Annotated in this window: 17 protein-coding genes and 3 tRNA genes; 13 read left to right on the forward strand and 7 right to left on the reverse strand. The window is 64.9% G+C overall.

Annotation, left to right across the window (positions count from 1 at the left end):
- The 3 genes from ACVJ6E_RS10165 to ACVJ6E_RS10175 form a co-directional block, all read right to left on the reverse strand.
- The coding region (locus tag ACVJ6E_RS10165) for a GTP-binding protein (protein WP_491676445.1) at positions 1–611 on the reverse strand (611 nt) is incomplete at its 3' end.
- A 135-nt stretch (positions 612–746) separates the two neighbouring features.
- Positions 747–820 (reverse strand) — tRNA-Gly (locus tag ACVJ6E_RS10170).
- Between the two features lie 19 nt (positions 821–839).
- Positions 840–924: transfer RNA gene (locus ACVJ6E_RS10175), tRNA-Tyr, on the reverse strand.
- A 208-nt stretch (positions 925–1,132) separates the two neighbouring features.
- On the opposite strand from ACVJ6E_RS10175, the gene ACVJ6E_RS10180 reads away from it, so the two are divergent.
- The 5 genes from ACVJ6E_RS10180 (at position 1,133) to ACVJ6E_RS10200 (ending at position 7,186) form a co-directional block, all read left to right on the forward strand.
- Positions 1,133–2,116 carry a TrmH family RNA methyltransferase gene (locus ACVJ6E_RS10180; RefSeq protein ID WP_491676446.1) on the forward strand — a complete coding sequence of 328 codons (984 nt, stop codon included), beginning with the start codon at positions 1,133–1,135 and terminating at the stop codon, positions 2,114–2,116.
- Positions 2,117–2,313: 197 nt separating this feature from the next.
- Complete coding sequence (locus tag ACVJ6E_RS10185) at positions 2,314–5,019, forward strand: TonB-dependent receptor plug domain-containing protein (RefSeq protein WP_158592615.1); 2,706 nt, start codon at positions 2,314–2,316, stop codon at positions 5,017–5,019.
- 9 nt (positions 5,020–5,028) lie between these two features.
- On the forward strand, positions 5,029–6,186 hold the full coding sequence (locus ACVJ6E_RS10190) for a cytochrome c peroxidase (protein ID WP_120267401.1): 1,158 nt from the start codon (positions 5,029–5,031) through the stop codon (positions 6,184–6,186).
- Between the two features lie 100 nt (positions 6,187–6,286).
- Positions 6,287–6,362: transfer RNA gene (locus ACVJ6E_RS10195), tRNA-Thr, on the forward strand.
- Positions 6,363–6,490: 128 nt separating this feature from the next.
- Positions 6,491–7,186 (forward strand): orotate phosphoribosyltransferase, encoded by a 696-nt coding sequence (locus ACVJ6E_RS10200; RefSeq protein WP_158192949.1) that lies wholly within the window; start codon positions 6,491–6,493, stop codon positions 7,184–7,186.
- A 12-nt stretch (positions 7,187–7,198) separates the two neighbouring features.
- Here the strand turns inward: ACVJ6E_RS10200 and ACVJ6E_RS10205 are convergent, their stop codons facing one another.
- A complete protein-coding gene (locus tag ACVJ6E_RS10205; RefSeq protein ID WP_208996614.1) occupies positions 7,199–8,098 on the reverse strand; it encodes a fatty acid desaturase in 900 nt (299 codons plus the stop codon).
- A 291-nt stretch (positions 8,099–8,389) separates the two neighbouring features.
- Between ACVJ6E_RS10205 and ACVJ6E_RS10210 the strand changes: the two genes are divergently transcribed.
- The 3 genes from ACVJ6E_RS10210 to ACVJ6E_RS10220 all read left to right on the forward strand — a co-directional run bounded on the left by ACVJ6E_RS10210 (position 8,390) and on the right by ACVJ6E_RS10220 (position 10,834).
- Positions 8,390–9,238, forward strand: a complete 849-nt coding sequence (locus ACVJ6E_RS10210; protein ID WP_120267398.1) for a transcriptional regulator — start codon at positions 8,390–8,392, stop codon at positions 9,236–9,238.
- A 126-nt stretch (positions 9,239–9,364) separates the two neighbouring features.
- On the forward strand, positions 9,365–9,808 hold the full coding sequence (locus ACVJ6E_RS10215; protein ID WP_158592614.1) for a cytochrome c: 444 nt from the start codon (positions 9,365–9,367) through the stop codon (positions 9,806–9,808).
- A gap of 111 nt (positions 9,809–9,919) precedes the next feature.
- Positions 9,920–10,834 carry a c-type cytochrome gene (locus ACVJ6E_RS10220; RefSeq protein ID WP_120267396.1) on the forward strand — a complete coding sequence of 305 codons (915 nt, stop codon included), beginning with the start codon at positions 9,920–9,922 and terminating at the stop codon, positions 10,832–10,834.
- An 18-nt stretch (positions 10,835–10,852) separates the two neighbouring features.
- Here the strand turns inward: ACVJ6E_RS10220 and cutA are convergent, their stop codons facing one another.
- Positions 10,853–11,176 (reverse strand): divalent-cation tolerance protein CutA, encoded by a 324-nt coding sequence (gene cutA / locus ACVJ6E_RS10225; RefSeq protein WP_199680987.1) that lies wholly within the window; start codon positions 11,174–11,176, stop codon positions 10,853–10,855.
- A gap of 70 nt (positions 11,177–11,246) precedes the next feature.
- Between cutA and ACVJ6E_RS10230 the strand changes: the two genes are divergently transcribed.
- The 3 genes from ACVJ6E_RS10230 (at position 11,247) to ACVJ6E_RS10240 (ending at position 13,320) form a co-directional block, all read left to right on the forward strand.
- Positions 11,247–12,029, forward strand: a complete 783-nt coding sequence (locus tag ACVJ6E_RS10230; protein ID WP_120267394.1) for an NAD kinase — start codon at positions 11,247–11,249, stop codon at positions 12,027–12,029.
- 99 nt (positions 12,030–12,128) lie between these two features.
- Entirely contained in the window at positions 12,129–12,707 is a 579-nt protein-coding gene (locus ACVJ6E_RS10235) for a response regulator (protein WP_120267393.1), read from the forward strand.
- 85 nt (positions 12,708–12,792) lie between these two features.
- Positions 12,793–13,320, forward strand: a complete 528-nt coding sequence (locus ACVJ6E_RS10240) for an Hpt domain-containing protein (RefSeq protein ID WP_120267392.1) — start codon at positions 12,793–12,795, stop codon at positions 13,318–13,320.
- 27 nt (positions 13,321–13,347) lie between these two features.
- On the opposite strand, the gene ACVJ6E_RS10245 is transcribed toward ACVJ6E_RS10240, so the two are convergent.
- Together ACVJ6E_RS10245 and ACVJ6E_RS10250 are read right to left on the reverse strand one after the other, a co-directional pair.
- The gene (locus ACVJ6E_RS10245) at positions 13,348–14,502 is read right to left on the reverse strand and encodes a DUF2336 domain-containing protein (RefSeq protein WP_120267391.1); all 1,155 of its coding nucleotides are present in this window, start codon (positions 14,500–14,502) and stop codon (positions 13,348–13,350) included.
- 177 nt (positions 14,503–14,679) lie between these two features.
- Positions 14,680–15,759, reverse strand: a complete 1,080-nt coding sequence (locus ACVJ6E_RS10250; RefSeq protein ID WP_120267390.1) for a lytic transglycosylase domain-containing protein — start codon at positions 15,757–15,759, stop codon at positions 14,680–14,682.
- A gap of 186 nt (positions 15,760–15,945) precedes the next feature.
- Here ACVJ6E_RS10250 and ACVJ6E_RS10255 point away from each other — a divergent pair, with 186 nt between their 5' ends.
- Both ACVJ6E_RS10255 and ACVJ6E_RS10260 read left to right on the forward strand, forming a co-directional pair.
- On the forward strand, positions 15,946–16,398 hold the full coding sequence (locus tag ACVJ6E_RS10255) for a MaoC family dehydratase (protein WP_120267389.1): 453 nt from the start codon (positions 15,946–15,948) through the stop codon (positions 16,396–16,398).
- 2 nt (positions 16,399–16,400) lie between these two features.
- Positions 16,401–17,282: an HpcH/HpaI aldolase/citrate lyase family protein gene (locus ACVJ6E_RS10260; RefSeq protein WP_120267388.1), complete on the forward strand. Its 882-nt coding sequence runs from the start codon at positions 16,401–16,403 to the stop codon at positions 17,280–17,282.
- The last annotated feature ends 34 nt before the right edge of the window (positions 17,283–17,316 follow it).

Here is a 17,316-nt window from a genome sequence, read left to right on the forward strand (position 1 = left end):
ACCGGACGCTCCGGCGTCGGGATGTAGTCGTCGACCGCAGCCATCAGCTCGCGGATCTTCGTCTCGCCGATCGCCTCGTCGCGGCCCTCAAGGGCGGCAAGAGCCGAACCGGCAACGATCGGAATGTCGTCGCCCGGGAACTCGTAGGACGAAAGCAGCTCGCGCACTTCCATCTCGACCAGCTCGAGAAGTTCCGCGTCGTCCACCTGGTCGACCTTGTTCAGGAACACCACCAGAGCCGGAACGCCGACCTGACGGGCCAGAAGGATGTGCTCGCGGGTCTGCGGCATCGGGCCATCGGCCGCCGAGCAGACCAGAATCGCGCCGTCCATCTGCGCCGCACCCGTGATCATGTTCTTCACGTAGTCGGCGTGGCCCGGGCAGTCCACGTGCGCATAGTGACGGTTCTCGGTCTCGTACTCGACGTGCGCCGTCGAGATCGTGATACCGCGAGCACGCTCCTCGGGAGCCGCGTCGATCATGTCGTACGCCTTGAACTCGCCGAAGAACTTCGTGATCGCCGCCGTCAGCGTCGTCTTGCCATGGTCGACGTGGCCGATCGTGCCAATGTTCACGTGCGGCTTCGTCCGCTCAAACTTTGCTTTCGCCATCGGCGTCGCTCTCTGTTAACTTGCGGTTAAGTCCATCATTTCGATCAAGACCCGACCGCCCCAGGGCGGTGGATGCTAAGCAGGGCATGCGCGTTTGTCGTAAAGCCGGTCAGGAGCAGCAGCGTCACTCGAAAGTGGAGCGGGTGAAGGGAATCGAACCCTCGTCATCAGCTTGGAAGGCTGCTGCTCTACCATTGAGCTACACCCGCCGCCTGCCGCAAGGGGGGATGGTGGAGGAGGTTGGATTCGAACCAACGTAGGCCAAGCCAACGGATTTACAGTCCGTCCCCTTTAACCACTCGGGCACTCCTCCGTTTCACCGCCCTGTCGCCGAAGCGTCCTGGATGGCTTCACGAAAACGCCCCGCGAAACAATCGCGAGGCCGCTCCCGTGGCGCGTGTTATGTAGAACCGGCTTGGGGGTGTCAACACCCATTTATAGCCTTTGGACACAAAAACGACCGCCCGTCCGGCAGCGGTTTCTCCTTGCCGGTGGATCACCTTGCGGATAATCGCTCGCTCATGACACGCTCCGACACACCGGCCGGCCCGTCCGGCACAAACACCAGCCCTGACGATCATGGTTCAGAGGCGCCCGCGCGCTCGCGCGAGAAGCCCCGCCACGGCGGCGCAGGCGGCGGCAGGGACTACAGGGACGCCAAGGGCCGGGGCGCCAAGGGCGGCTTCCGGAAAGCAGGCGGCAAGCCGGCGGCCCAGGGCGCGGCCCATGATGGAGAGGGCCGCCGCCCCTTCGCCAAGGCCCGCCCGCGCCCCCCGCGCGAGGGAGATGCGCCCGAGGGGCCAGTGCTTCTTTATGGGCTGCACACGATCGAGGCGGCGTTCCGAAACTCCGACCGCCGCCGCCACCGGCTGCTGGCGACGGAGAACGCCCAGCGCCGGCTGAGCGAGCGCGGAGTCACCTTCGACGTTCCTGTGGAAACAGTGAACCCGCGGCAGCTAGATCACCTCTTGGGACGCGATGCGGTCCACCAGGGCGCCGTTCTGGAGGCGGATCCCCTGCCCGCCTTCGGTCCGCGCGACCTTGCCAGGGCACGCCTGGTGCTCGCCCTAGATCAGGTCACCGACCCGCATAATGTCGGCGCCATCCTGCGCTCCGCCGTGGCGCTTGCCGCCGATGCGGTGGTGACGACCGAACGGCACGCGCCGGAAGAAGGCTCCGTGCTGGCCAAGTCGGCCTCCGGTGCACTCGATATGGTTCGGCACGTGCGCGTGAAGAACATGGCGCGCTTCGTCACCGAAATGCGCGAGGCCGGCTTCCAGGCCGTCGCCCTCGACAGCGAAGGACCGGCACGCCTCGAAGAGACGGACCTCGGCGACAAGGTGCTGCTGATTCTGGGGTCCGAAGGCAAGGGCGTGCGTCAGGGCGTGCGCGAGGCCTGCGATGCGCTCGCCCGGCTCGACATGCCCGGCGCCATCGCCTCGCTCAATGTCTCGAATGCGGCCGTTCTGGCCCTTTATGTCACGCGCGCGAAGATGGGGCTCTGAGCCCCTCTTTGCGTCGCGTCGAGACCAAAGAGCCGCCCCCTCCCCCGAAAATACCCTTTGATAGCCCGCCTCTTAATTCTTGACTCAATAACTCAAGTTAAATATTGCCGGCTTCGGGCGCTCGATCGCCCCAGCCAGCTTTTGCGCGAGCCACCCTCTCTACCCTCCCACTCAAGACAATAATTGAGGGCCCCATCGTGCAAAATGCCAAGAAGCGCGCCGCGATCAGCGGTGTCGCGACGATCGTGCTTGCCCTGCCGGCAGCCTCCTTCGCCCAGTCGCAGGCGCCCGCCGTCTCTCCCGCCACATTGGCCAGCGAACAGGCGCAAGACGACTCGGATCCCCGAGCGGCCGGCACTCCCGCAACCGACGACAAAGAGGGTGGCGAGCAGGGTAAGGCCACGCCTCTCAGCCGGATCATCGTCCCCTTCTACGAGCTGCTGAGCCCGCGCAGTCGGGCGGATGTCGGCACGACGACCCTCGACCAGGAAGGGTTCACCGTACGCACGGATGGCAGCGGCGATGCCAACTCCGCCCTGCGCGGCCTGCCGAACGTCCAATACCAGGACGAAACCGATACCGACGCGGGCATCGACGGCCAGAAGATCCTCGACACGCGGCCCGAGCTCCTCTCCATCTCGGGCGGGCGCACCTACGAAAACAACTTCATCGTCAACGGCATCCCGACCAACACGGTCACCGGCTCGGTCGAGCGCTATGGCAACTCGGAGCTGGCCAGCGACACCAATACGCCCAATGCCGACCGCTTCTACGGCCTGCACCCCCAGACGATCTTCGTGCCGTCCGATTTCGTGGAGAGCGCGACGGTGGTCGACAGCAATGCCTCCGCGCGATACGGCAACTTTCAGGGCGGCGTCGTTTCCTACGAACTGCAGAAGCCCAATACGGAACGCTGGACAGGCACGGCAAGCGTCAAGGTCGAAAGCGACAAGTTCGTCAGCTACAACATCGCGACGACCGACGGCACCAATCCGCTCGAGCGCAAACCACCCGAGTTCACCAAGATCAAGTCATCGCTTTCGCTGAGCGGGCCAATCAACGAAATTTTCTCGATGATTGCACAGTACAGCAGGACCGATGCAACCACCAAGAAGCAAAAAGACTACATCTATTATTCCGGCGACATCAGGGAAGATTCCCTGAATAACTTCTTTAGGCTCCAACTCGACGCCAGAACGGACTACGGACTGTTCTCGCTCGAGGGAATGGTCACCGACTATACGCAAGGGTACGAAAGCCCGAACTGGCGCGACATGCATGTCGACGTCTCCACCCGGACCTATGCTGGCAAGCTCGAGCATTCCTACACGTTCGACACTGTCGAAACGCCGCTCGGCCAGATTCTCGGCCTGACGCTCGACACCAAGGCCGTCGTCTCCCACTCCTCGACAAGGAACCAGACGAACAGCGACACCGCCCGCGTTTACCAGATCAGGGAAGGCACCAGAACCGCCAGCCAATGGACGTCGAGCGATCCGGACATCCTCTCCTGGTGCCGGCTCGACCCGACATCGACATCGAATGTCATCTGCTACGACGGCGGGTTTGGCGCGAACAAGGTCCAGGAACAGACGCAGTATCTCTTCGGCCAGAGCGTCACGGGATCCATCTGGGCCGGCACATTCGAGGCCGGCTTCGACCTGACCCACACGAACGCCCGCCGCGCGCGCGAAAGCGACTTCACCTACTACACCTCGGTGAACACGCTCTGGGACGCCCGCTCCCTCGGGCTCAGCCAGTTCACCTGCTTGGGCAGCGAGGCCTGCGGCCCCGATCAGTATGCCGACAAAAAGTCGATCTGGGAGGCTTTCGACAACACGACAACCCTCAACTCGGCGGATGCCTGGCTGCAACTCGAGCAGACCTTCGGCTGGCTGACCGTCCGACCGGGGGTGCGGCTCCAGGTCGACGACTACCAGAAGAACATCAACATCGCGCCGCGCATCGCTGCGACGCTCACGCCCATCGAACGGATCGAACTCTCTGCCGGGTTCAACCGCTATTACGCCGGCGAAAGCCTTGCCTATGCCATCCGCGACAATCAGCCCCGCGGGCAGTCCTACATCCGCAGCCACGACGGCAGCGGCAATGTCACCGACGAATGGACGATGCGCGCAGAGACCGGCGTCTATGGCAACAGGGCCTCGGACCTGCGAACCCCCTTCACGGACGAATGGGTGGCCGGCCTCAAGGTCATCGACCCACTCACCGATGGTGCGTTCCGCCTGCGCTATGTCAACCGCGCGATGAAAGACCAGTACGCGAGGGCGAATCTCGGCAGCAATGTCTGGGAACTGACCAACTCCGGCACCGGGGCCTACGAATCCGCCACCGCGGAATATGCCAAGACCTGGCACATGGAGCGGTTCCGCTTCCTCGATCACCTGACGCTGACCGCCTCCTTCACCTGGTCCGCCCAGGAACTGTCGCCTGACAGCTACTTCTATGACGAGGACGATCTTCTCGACCGGATCCTCTACAATGGCCGGTCCTATTCGGTCGCAGGCTTCTCCGTCGTGACCGGCAACATGGACATCCCCATGCGCGCCCAGCTCGCGATGATGACGAACTGGTACGAGGGCCGGTTCAACCTTGGCTTCGCGGCCAACTACAACTTCCCCTTCACCGGCGTCGAAGACACGGGACGCACGCAGGTGTTCGAGGGCGTTCGCCACGACGTCTGGGAGGACAAGGATTTCGACGGCACCCTCACCGTCGACCTGCACTCCAACCTTGTCCTTCTGCGCGACGGGCACAGAAGCGTCAGCCTCAACTTGGTTGCCAACAATCTCTTCAACGAAATCGGCAACGCGACGGCCAACAACAGCAATCCCTTCATCAAAGGGCGGAGCTTCTGGCTCGGCCTCAGCACCACATTCTGAAGAAGAGCAATGCCTTTCTTCCGTTTCTTCGCGGGTCTGTGGGGCCTGTGCCTTGCCGTTGTCCTGCTCATGCCGGCGCTTTTGATACAGGAGCGCTGGCAGCGAGCCGGCGACAACAGGCTCGCTTCGACCTTTCCTTCCCAGCCTGACGAAGGAGACTTCGAGGCGTTGCGCCGGGCCTATGCGCGACCGCCGTCCGAGTGGCCTGAGGCTCTGGTCGAGCCGGAGGTCGCCTTCGTGGAACTGGGCCCGCTCGAGCAGCGGCCGAATCCGCAAGGCGCCGAGCTCCAGAAGGCGCGCCTCGGGCGCAGGCTGTTCGAGGATCCGTTGCTGTCCGCTTCCGGGCACTTCTCTTGCCAGTCCTGCCACAACCGGCAGCTTGGCTGGGGCGACGGGCTCAGGGTTTCGGTCGGTCACGGGCGCCAGGAGGGGCGGCGCAACGCCCCTTCGCTCTTCGGGGTCGCCTATCGCGACGCGTTCTTCTGGGACGGGCGGGCAGCAACCCTCGAGGAGCAGGCCGCCGGCCCCCTCCTGAACCCCGTCGAGATGGCCAATGAAGATCTGGCTCAGGTGGTGGACCGCCTTCGCGCAAGACCGGACTATGTCCGCGCCTTCGGCCAGGTCTACGGCGAAACGCCCATCGCCTTTTCGCACGTCGCCGACGCCTTGGCCGCGTTCCAGCGGACGCTGGAACGCGGTACGCGATTCGACCGCTTCGCCGCAGGACTGCCCGTCCGCTTTTCCGATGAGGAGCTTTGGGGTCTCAATCTCTTCCGCGGCAAGGCGGGCTGCGCCAATTGCCACTTCGGCCCTCTTCTGACCGACCAGAAGATGCACAATCTGGGGCTCACCTTCTTTCGCCGCCGGCTGCAGGATCTCGGCCGGTACGAGGAGACGGGCGATCCGCAGGATGTCGGCCTGTTCCGCACGCCTCCCCTGCGCCATGTGCGGCTGACCGCGCCCTACATGCACAACGGGATCATGCCGCGCCTGGCCAACGTCATCGCCTTCTATATTCAAGGCGGTGGCCGCATCCGACCGCGCAACGAAGCGGAAGCAGCCGACCCGCTCTGGCCTCATGCAGCCCGCACCTCGCCGCTCCTCAAGCGCCTCGATCTGGAGCAGGCAGAAATCCGGGCGCTGATCGCGTTCCTGGAGAGCTTGTGACCAGCCGGCGTTGCCTCATGCACAACACGTTCGTTTTTGAGCAAAGCAGCATTCGAAACGGATGCACGCCTGCGAAAGGTGTGCTAAACGCCGCTCCGATGCCGGTATAGCTCAGCTGGTAGAGCACCTGATTTGTAATCAGGGGGTCACGGGTTCGAATCCTGTTGCCGGCACCACTACCTCCCCGATGTTTTCCAGTCCGAACACGGCACGGTCCGCATCGCGGGTCGAACGGTTTCGCCCGGCTGCGCAACAGCCGGGCCGAAGGCGCAACACGGCGCATACAGCAGCGAGAGGACAGCACATGAACCCGATCGGTTTCCCGGATCCCGCCTTCGTGTCACGCCAGACGGCCAGGATGCTGCTCGAGGTCAAGGCGGTCCACTTCCGCGCCGACGAGCCCTACAAGCTGACCTCCGGCCTTGCCAGCCCGGTCTATATCGACTGCCGCAAGCTGATTTCCTTCCCGCGCCTGCGCGCGACGCTGATGGATTTCGCCACCGCCACGATCCTGCGCAATGTCGGCTTCGAATCGCTCGACGCGGTCGCCGGCGGCGAGACGGCAGGCATCCCCTTCTCCGCCTGGATCGCCGAGCGCCTGGGCCTGCCCATGCAGTATGTGCGCAAGAAGCCGAAGGGCTTCGGCCGCGATGCGCAGATCGAGGGCGTGTTGAAGGAAGGCGACCGGGTGTTGCTGGTCGAGGATCTGACCACCGACGGCGGCAGCAAGGTCCGCTTCGCCGAAGCGCTTCGCAAGGCCGGTGCCCAGGTCGACCACGCCATCGTGCTCTTCTTCTACGACATTTTCCCGCAGACCTATGAGGCGATGGCCCGCAATGGTTTGACGCTGCACTACCTCGCCACCTGGCGCGATGTGCTGGCGGTCGCCCGGGACGAGAACCATTTCGACGAGAAGACGCTGGCCTCGGTCGAGTCGTTCCTCAACGAGCCGCTGAAGTGGTCCGCCGCCCATGGCGGCATCTCCGAATTCTCGGTCTGAAGCGCCCCGTCCTCACTCTGCCTTTGAAAATCTCTCGCGCTCCAGCCCCCGCGCCAGGACCGGATGTTCCACCGGCTCCTTGGCGCGGAAGGCATGGCGGCACGCGATCTCCAGATATGAACGGTAGACGTAGCCGCCGTTCTCCGCCCGGAACGCGTCGCAGTGGCGGCGATAAAGACCCGGCAGCCGATACCAGGGAACGGCCGGAAAGCGGTGATGCACCGCGTGCAGCGAGTTGAACAGGAACAGGAAGGCAAGCGGACCCCGGTCCTCGATGATCACCGTCCGGTGCCCGACCGCCTCCTCCGCCTGATGCTCCAGAAAGGTGCGCACGCACAGGAGCGACCACGCGCCGTAGCAGACCGCCAGATAGGCCGGCAGCGAGAAGCCCGGCAAAAGCCTCAGCAGCCCCAGCAAGACGCCCGCAAGCACCAGGTGCTCGCCCCAGGCACGCATCACGTCCCCTCTTCCCTTCCGCGCGAGATGCCATTCGGCAGCAACGAAGCCCGCCATGCCGATCGCCGGCCCGACCAGCATCCGCCCGAACAGCGTGTTGTTGAAGGCCAAAAGGGCACGCCGGCCTCGCCCTGCGGTTCGCCAGTCGCGTGGATGCAGGTACCAGCTCTCCGGATCCTCGTAAGGATCGGTCAGGCGCGGGTCGTCATGATGGGCGATGTGCAAGGCACGGAACCGCCAATAGGGAACGAACAACCCGAGCGGCAGCCCAGCCAGCAGCGCGTTCAGCCGCGGATTGCGGAACGGGTGGCCGTGCAGCAACTCGTGCTGCAGCGACGAATGCAGCGTGACAATGGGCACGAGGCACAGCCAGGAGAGCGCCGACCAGCCCGCCCCCTGCACCATGGAGGCTGCCGCAACAAGCCCGCCAAACGCCAGATAGACCCCGCCGATCAATGCAAATGTCGGCCATTCGAACGCAGCGCGTGAGAGCAGGTGGGGCTCGACAGCGGCGGGTAAGGCAGCTCCTGCTCCCTCCTGCAAGGTCTGAAGGTCGTGGGGAAAGCCATCGGCGGAGAGGGTTTGCGCGGTCTGCATGCAGCACAGAGTGTCGGAACGCCCGCGCGGAACAATGTGTCGATATCCAAATGCAAATGTGATTTTATTGGAAAATCACGAGATACATGTGAATTCACAATAATGATGTGAGATTGCATATCTGCAATCGACCGGAAAGGCGTCATTGCGATGAGCGGAACCGACAAACGCGAGCTCGCGGCGCTTTTTCGCGAAAGGCTCGGCATCCTGATGGCGCGGCGCGGCGAGCCGCCGAGCCGGTTCGCCGCACGGGTCGGTCTCGACCGCTCTGCGCTCAGCCACTTTCTTGATTCCGCCTCCACCCGCATGCCGCGGGCGGAGGCGCTCTGCGACATCGCCCGCTCGGAAGGGGTCACCACCGACTGGCTGCTGGGGCTGACCCAGAGCGCCTCGGACGCGGCAACCATCGCGCCGGCCATCGAGATCGAACAGGCGGACCACGGTCGCGGCGACACATTGCTGGCGAACTGGCACCAACAGGCGGTCGGCTACAAGATTCGCTATGTGCCGGGCACGATCCCGGATCTGCTGCGCACCGAGGCGGTGCTTGCCTACGAGTTCGGCGCGCCGGAAACCGTCAAGGCCGCAGCAAAGGCCGACCAGGGCCGGCGCCTGCTCGCCTATACGCGCCGTCCGGAGACGGACATGGAGGTCTGCATGCCGCTGCAGACGCTCGACCAGCTGGCGGGCGGCACAGGCATCTGGGCCGGACTGCCCGAGGATGACCGCCGCGAACAGCTCCGCCACATGGCCCGGCTGGTGGACGAACTCTATCCCACGTTCCGCCTGTTCCTCTATGATGCTCGCGCCCGGTTTTCTCCCCCCTACACCGTCTTCGGCCCGCAGCGCGCCGCGCTTTTTCTCGGCTCGTTCTATCTGGTGGTGAATTCGGTCGAGCACATCCGCGCACTCACCCGGCATTTCGACATGCTGATCCGTGCCGCCTCCATCGGGCCAGACCGCGCAGCCTCGCATTTGCGCGACCTGGCCAACCGGTAGCAGGACGCGCAGGAGAGCGTTTCTGTCTCACGTCTTCGTGAAATCGGGCATCTTGAGAAGCGATGGGAAATGCGTCGACACTCGCTCGGGCGGCTTGTTGCGCCGCACCTGAGGGAGACACATCACATGCTCAAGTCCTGCCTGCGCACGGTCGCCGTGCTCGCAGCCTTCGCGGCCACCACATCGCTCGCCAATGCCGACCCCATCGAGATCCGCCAGAACATGATGAAGTCTGTCGGCGCCGCCACCGGCACGCTCGGCAAGATGGTGAAAGGGGAAATTCCCTACGACGCCCAGCTGGCCGGAATGGCCATGCGCGTCCTGTTCACCACCCCGTCCGGCTTCGTCACCCAGTTCCCGGAAGGGGCCGATTCGCCGACCAGCGAGGCCGGCCCGAAGATCTGGGAAGACCGTGCGGGCTTCGAGAAGGCCGCTCTCGACATGCAGACCGCCGCCATGGCCGCGATCCCCGCGGCGAGCGAAAGCCTCGATGCGCTGAAGGCCTCCTTCGGCTCGGTCGCGCAGAACTGTCGCGCCTGCCACGAGACCTACCGCGTCAAGAAGAACTGATCTAACAAGGACCTTGAGTATGCCAGACCGCGCGCCGGAGCAGACCTTCCGGCGCGCGGCAAAGGCCTGCCCGTCGGCAGGCCCTCCGAAAGACGTGTCCGGGAGTAGCACATGACCCGCCGCACCTTCCGCCGTCTCGTCGGCGTGTTCCTGCTGCTGATCGCCGCGGGACTCTATTTCACGCGGCCCGAACGTGTGGACCCGTCCGCGATTCCCGTACATCAGGCGGACCTTGCCAATGGCGAACGGATGTTCTGGGCCGGCGGCTGCACCTCATGCCATGCCGCACCCGGCGCGACAGGCGACGACAAGCTGGTGCTTGCCGGCGGGCTTGAAATGAACACGCCCTTCGGCCTCTTCCGCGTGCCCAACATCTCGCCGTCGCAGGCGGGCATCGGCGGATGGTCGGTCAACGACTTCCTGAACGCGATGGTCCACGGCACCTCGCCGGAGGGCCTGCACTACTATCCGGCCTTCCCCTATGGCTCCTACCGCAACATGAAGGCGGAGGACCTGATCGACATGAAGGCCTATCTCGACACGCTTCCCGCCTCGGACAATCAGGTGGCCGACCACGAACTTGCCTTCCCCTTCTCCTGGCGCAGCGCGCTCGGCATGTGGAAGCTGCTGTTCCTGGACACCAGCGCGCCCGCTCTTGCCGCAACTGCCGGCGCCGAAGCCGAACGGGGCGCCTATCTGGTGACGGGCGCCGGCCACTGCGCCGAATGCCATACGCCGCGCAATTTCCTCGGGGGGCTCGACACTGCGCGCTGGATGGCGGGCGGCCCCAATCCCGATGGCGAGGGAACCATTCCCAACATCACCCCCTCTACGCAGGGCATCGGCTCCTGGTCGGCAACCGACATCGCCTATTACCTGGAAAGCGGCTTCACGCCGGACTTCGACAGCGTCGGAGGCAGCATGGCCTCGGTCCAGGCGAACTGGGCCAAGGTACCGGCAGAAGACCGCGCCGCGGTTGCCGCCTATCTCAAGACGATCGCGCCGATCCCCGCCGGCGCAAACTGAACCGGCCGCACGCGCGGATCAACTGCCCTCGAAGGCCTCGCTGCCCGTCTGACGGCGGATCCAGTCGAGGAACGAGGCACTGCCGCCCTCCACGGGCAGCAGCATGACCGCCGGCTCGTCATAGGGGTGCACCTGGACGACCGCCTCGATCGCCTCGCGCGCTCGCGAACGGGTGGTCTTGGCCAGGAACACGACTTCCTGGCTTTCCTCCAGCGCGCCGTCCCACTGATAGATCGACGTCATGCCCGGCCACATGTTGACGCAGGCCGCCAGCCCTTCGCCTACCAGCCGGGCGGCCGCCGCGCGAGCGCTCTCCGTGTCGGGAAAAGTCGCGTAGATCAATCGGATATCCATCTCACCCTGCATCAAAAGACGGGTCCCCAAATTTCCCGGCCCGTGCTACGTCAGAAACATGGACCGCCTGCCGCAGACTATCGAGAAACTGGCCTTCGTCTCAAGCGAGACGGACGAGGCGGAGCGTGCCCGCGTCGAGCTGGAGAGCCGGTACGGTGCCCATGACCCCAAGCAGGCCGACGTGATCGTCGCCCTTGGCGGCGACGGCCTGATGCTCCAGACGCTGCACCGGTTCATGAATACCGGCAAGCCGATCTACGGCCTCAACCGCGGATCTGTCGGCTTCCTGATGAACGAATATGGCGAGGACGACCTGCCGGAGCGCATCGCCCGGGCCGTGGTCAGCCGCATTCATCCGCTGGTGATGGAAGCGACGGACACGTTCGGGCACATCCATTCGGCGCTCGCGATCAACGAGGTCTCGCTGCTGCGGCAGACCCATCAGGCCGCCAAGCTGCGCATCTCGGTCGACGAGCGCGTGCGGATGGAAGAGCTGGTCTGCGACGGCGTGCTCGTTGCCACCCCTGCCGGCAGCACCGCCTACAACCTGTCGGCCCACGGGCCGATCCTGCCCATCGACGCCCAGCTGCTGGCACTGACGCCGATCAGCGCCTTCCGCCCCCGGCGCTGGCGCGGCGCCCTGCTGCCGAACTACGTCAATGTTCGCATCAGCGTGCTGGAAGCGGACAAGCGTCCGGTGAGCGCGGCGGCGGACTATACCGAGATCCGCAATGTCATCGAGGTGCGCGTGCGCGAGGAGAAGAACTCTTCGAGCCTTGCCCTGTTCGATGCCGATCACAATTGGGACGAGCGCATCCTCTCCGAGATGTTCCGCTACTGACCGCGGTAAGTACATCGACTTATTTCGCAAATAATTAAGTTCTGACCGCGATCCTCCCGCGAGGATCTCTTGACGGCGCGCGTGCAGGACTGACGCAAGATGCAGCTACCCCATCTCGACCTCAGCGGAATCCGGGTTCTGATCGTCGACGACAACACCAACATGCGCAGGATCCTGCGGACGATGGTTGCGGGCTTCGGCATCAAGTCCATCTACGAGGCGGAAGATGGCGCCGACGCCCTGGAAGAGATCTCCCGCAACGATCCCGACCTCATCATCCTCGACTGGCTGATGCCGCTTGTGAACGGCAACGAGTTGACCCACCGGATTCGCACCTCGCAGGCGCCGGCCTGCTTCGTCCCGATCATCGCCGTGACGGCACATACCCAGAAGCGCCGCGTGATGCAGGCACGCGACAGCGGCGTGACGGAAGTGATGTGCAAGCCGATTTCCGCCCGCGGCCTCTACCTGCGGATCGCCAACTGCATCCTCAACCAGCGGGACTTCGTTCGCACCAAAGGCTTCTTCGGGCCCGACCGGCGCCGCTTCCAGAACCCCAATTTCCAGGGAGACGAACGCCGAGGGCAGCCGATCGAGGACGGATATGCTCTGGACGGTCCATCGGAACTCCCGCAAAGTCAGTCGTTGCGGGCAAAAAGGGAATCGGCGACAGGATGAAACCGTATTCCCGTGACAGCCTGGACGGCGTGTCATTCGGCGGCAAGGCTGGCGGAGACGACGCGCAGCGGGAGCGAAAGAACAGATGAGCAGCGACCCGACCAAGCAGAATGCCGGCTACGAACTCGTGAAGCCGCCGCGTGACCTTCGCGCAAAGGTCCGGGTGCTGAGCGAGCGCGAGGCGGCACGATTCGACCCGGTCAAGTCGGCCGAGGCGGCGCTCCAGCGCCTGTCCCATGATTTCGACGACTGGATGGCGAGCGAAGCTCTGACGCTGTCCGAGGCTTGGACCGATATCCAGGAGAACGGCATCGTCGATACCGAGCGCCGCCAGGTGCTGTTCCGGGCCGCCCACGACATCAAGGGCCAGGCGAGCACCTTCGGCTACCCGCTGGTCGGCTCCGTCGCCGGCAGCCTCTGCCATTTGCTGGACCATGTTCCGGCGGAAAAGCTGCCGCTTACGCTCATCGCCCAGCATGTCGAGGCGATCCGCGCGATGGTCGCGGAGACCAGGCAGCAGGAAGAAAACCCCACCGCCAAGGCGCTGGTCGACCGGCTTGCCGACGTTACCAACGACTATATTTCCCGGCACGGAGACGGCGAGGAGGATTGAGCCTCCCCGCCCGGTTCTCGTCCGGTGTCAGGCTGCCGCAAGCGTGCGGTCGACATAGGCGCGCGCCGCCTCGCGCGCGGTCTCGGCCGAGAAGCGGCGCAGCATGACCACCAGGTCGTCCGCTTCGACCCCATCCTGCGATTGATAGCGCTCCAGCACCTCGGCGATCAGCAGCCGCGCAACGGCCGGGTTCGACGGGATAACGAGGTCCGGCGAGATTTCGCGGGCAAGATCGCGCCATACGCCCACCGCGACCTGGATCAGCGCATGGGTGCGCGGCGGCAGTCCGGCGCGCGCAAGCAGCGCCCGCACGGCAAGCCCCCTGCCCGTCTCCATCACGCCGCGCACACGCTCGCTGCCCATGCCGGAGAGCCGCGCCAGCGCCGCGTTGAACAGGCGGATATTGCCGGTGCACAGCGCCCGCAGCAGCAGGCCTGCGGTCAGCTGTCCCGATTCCAGAAGATGCCCGACCAGCGCGTCCGTTTCCTGCGGTCCCGCCTGGTTGGCAAGGCTCACGGTCGCCCGTTCGCGCGCCTCCGTCACGACCGCGCGGGCCCGCTCTTCCTTCAGGCCGAGACGCACCAGCGGATGGTCGCTCAACAGGTCGCCAACCTGCTTCAGCAGCATCTGGCGGATCTCGATGGGAATGCCGGGGCGCGCCATCAGCGCCTCGCGCAAAGTCGCGTCCTTGCCGTGGCGCTCGACCAGGCGGACCAGACTGAAACGCGGGATGTCCGCCGTATCGTTCTCGGCAAGCGCCCGGCATGCCTGAAGCGAGCCGACCTCGGCGACCGCCGCGGCCACCTGCACCGACAGATGGAACCGCCGCGCCACAGCCGCGGGCAGCGGGTCCGCGAACCCTCCGATCGCATCCACCAGCTCGGCATCCAGAAGCACGGGCGAACGCTCCAGAACGGGCAACGCAACGTCCGGCAGGTCGTTGACCAGCGCCAGCACCACCTCGCGCGGTGCCTTGTCGCTGCGCGACAGCGCCTCAGCGAGCGCGCGGCGGACCTGTACCGCCGGATCGTCGAGAAGAATGATCATCGCCGCTTCGGCCGCATCGCGGTCGTCCACGGACATATCGGAGTAGAGATAAGCCTTGGCGAGCGCGCTTGTTGCCTCCGCCCGCCGGGCCACCGGCGCATCTGCCATCCAACGCAGAAACTGATGCACGATCATGATGCGTAGTCCCCTGGGTTGCGCCGCGTGTCGCCGCGCAGGTCACCAGTGTGGGGCAGAAACGCTTAAAGCTTCGTTCACCATAAAGCCTTCGTTCACCATGATCGGCCACGCAAAAGAAAGACGCGCGAACCGCCCGGTCCGCGCGTCTCTGTCCATCTCTGCTCGTCTTGCAGCTTACACCGGGGGCAGAAGCTCCCTCTGCGCAAAGGTCGGCTGGTAGTTGAGGAAGCCCGTCAGGTCCATCGGCTGACTGCGCACAAGGCTCGCGGCCTGCTGCCCGCCGCCCGCCTCGATGAGAACCCGCGACCGGCGCTGTGCGTAGGCATCGCTTCCCGAGTTCGCCTCCAGACGCGCTGCAGCCCGCTCCAGCGCTTCCGCCTGCCCGGCCTCCTGGGCTGCAAAGGCGGACGTGAAGCGCGAGTCGAACGAGACGCGCCGTGCTTCCATGCCATTGCGGAACAAGGCATGGAACGGCGAGGAAATGTCGCCCGTGGCCGACCAGGCGGTCAGTACCCGGCTGGTGGGAGCATCGCTTGCGGACTGCTCGGCGCCGCCATTGTAGGCAAGCTCGGGCCCCGCCGCAGGCTTCGTCTCCGGGCGCGCTGCGACCATCGTTCCGCCGGTCCCGGGCAATGCCGGCATGGGGCCGGAATGCTTGGACACCAGATTGGCATAGACCTCGGAGACGCTGCGCGCGCCGCCACGGTCGTAGAAGATCGGCTTGTTCGCCTTCGCCTGGCGGGAGAAGACCTGATCGGCGGCAAGGTCCGGCTGGCTCTGGGCCAGCGAGATCAGCTTGTGCGCGCCCCCTGCCCCCAGGAAGTGCGCGATGTAGAGCTCACCCTCGCTCGGCGGCCGACCGAGCTTCTCGGTCAGATACGAGGCGTTCTTCTGCGTCAGCTCGCCCGCCATCATCGAGGCGATGTTGGCGTCGTTGCGCAGATTGAGAATCTGCTCGCGCATGGCCGGATCGGCCACCCGATACTTGCCACTGGCCGTGCGCTCGATCTGATCGGCATACTGCCCCAGCCCATGGCGAGCGCCCGATTCCTTGAGCGTTTCAAGCCAGGTGCTCTCGATGAACTGGAAAAGTCCGGTTGCGCTGGAGGTCCGTGCGCGGGCCGTTTCGACGAAGTTGGATTCCCGCTTCGCCGTCTTCACCAGATACTCGAAGGAGGTGCCGGTCGTCGTGCTGGCCGACTGGAACGCCTGCTCGATCCTGGATGCGATCGAGATCGGTTCGCCGACTTTCATGCTCCGCTCTCCTGCGTAACGCATGTCTTAGGATTTGATTAAGAGTCACGGCCATTTGGTTAACGAGTGGTTAACGTCAGCTAAGGTCCGTTGCGAATTGCACTTTATCTCTTTAATCGAGAGACTCGATTCGTCCGGAAACCGGATTTGCCGGCCCCATGCCGGCCAGCACGCAGGGAGGAATGCATGCCGGGACTTTATTATGAAGAGTTCGAGATCGGCCACATCTTCACCCATTCGCTGACCCGCACGGTCACCGAAATGGACAACATGCTGTTCTCCAACATGACGCTGAACCCGCAGCCGCTGCATATCGACCGGCATTTCTGCGAGACGCAGACCGAGTGGGGCCAGCCCCTCGTAAACAGCATCTTCACCCTCGGCCTGATGATCGGCATCTCGGTGAACGACACCACCGTCGGCACCACCATCGGCAATCTCGGCATGACCGATGTCCGCTTCCCGCACCCACTGTTCCAGGGCGACAGCGTGCATTGCACGACCGAAGTGGTCGCCAAGCGCGAGTCGAAGTCGCGCCCGGATGCCGGCATCGTCGAGTTCGAGCACAAGGCCTTCAACCAGAACGACATCCTTGTCGCCAGCTGCCGCCGTCAGGCCTTCATGAAGAAGAAGGGCTGAGCATGCGCTCGCTCCTCTTCGTTCCCGGCGACAGCGAGCGCAAGCTGGAGAAGTCGCTGACGAGCGGCGCCGACGTGCTCCTGATCGACCTGGAGGATTCCGTCGCCCTCGAGGCCAAGCCGAAGGCACGCGAGACGGCCACCGCCTTCCTCGCGGAGAACCGCGAGCTCCAGGCACGCCCGCGCCTTTATGTCCGCGTCAACGCACTCGACACCGGCGAGACGGACGCCGACCTCGCCGCCGTGATGCGGGCAGCGCCCGACGGCATCATGCTGCCCAAGTCCATCTCCGGCCGCGACGTGCAGCACCTTGCGGCCAAGCTCGCTGTGCACGAGGCCGAGCAAGGTCTCGCCGACGGCGCCACCCGGGTGATCGTCGTCGCCACCGAAACCGCGGCCTCCGTCTTCAATCTCGGCACATATGCCGGCTCGAGCCCGCGCCTTGCCGGCCTCACCTGGGGCGCGGAAGACCTGTCGGCCGATCTCGGGGCACTCGGCAACCGGACGGCGGACGGGCGCTATTCGGGGCCCTTCTGGCTCGCGCGCAACCTCTGCCTCTTCGGCGCTGTCGCTGCCGAGGCCGCCCCCATCGATACTGTCTTCACCAACTTCCGGGACATGGACGGCCTGCGCGCCGAAGCGCTGGAAGCGCTGAACGACGGTTTCACCGGCAAGATGGCGATCCACCCTGCCCAGGTGCCGGTGATCAACGAGGTCTTCACCCCCTCGAGCGAAGAGATCGCCAAGGCCAGGCGCATCTTCGAGGCCTTTGCGGCAGCCGGCAATCCTGGCGTCGTCGGCCTCGACGGCGAAATGCTCGACCGTCCGCACCTGCGGCGGGCAGAGAAGGTCCTGGCGCGTGCCGGCCTTTCAGCTATCGCCTGACGACAAAAAGGCCGGAGAGCCCCTGCTCTCCGGC

Source organism: Stappia sp. G46H5W, from assembly GCF_058448995.1.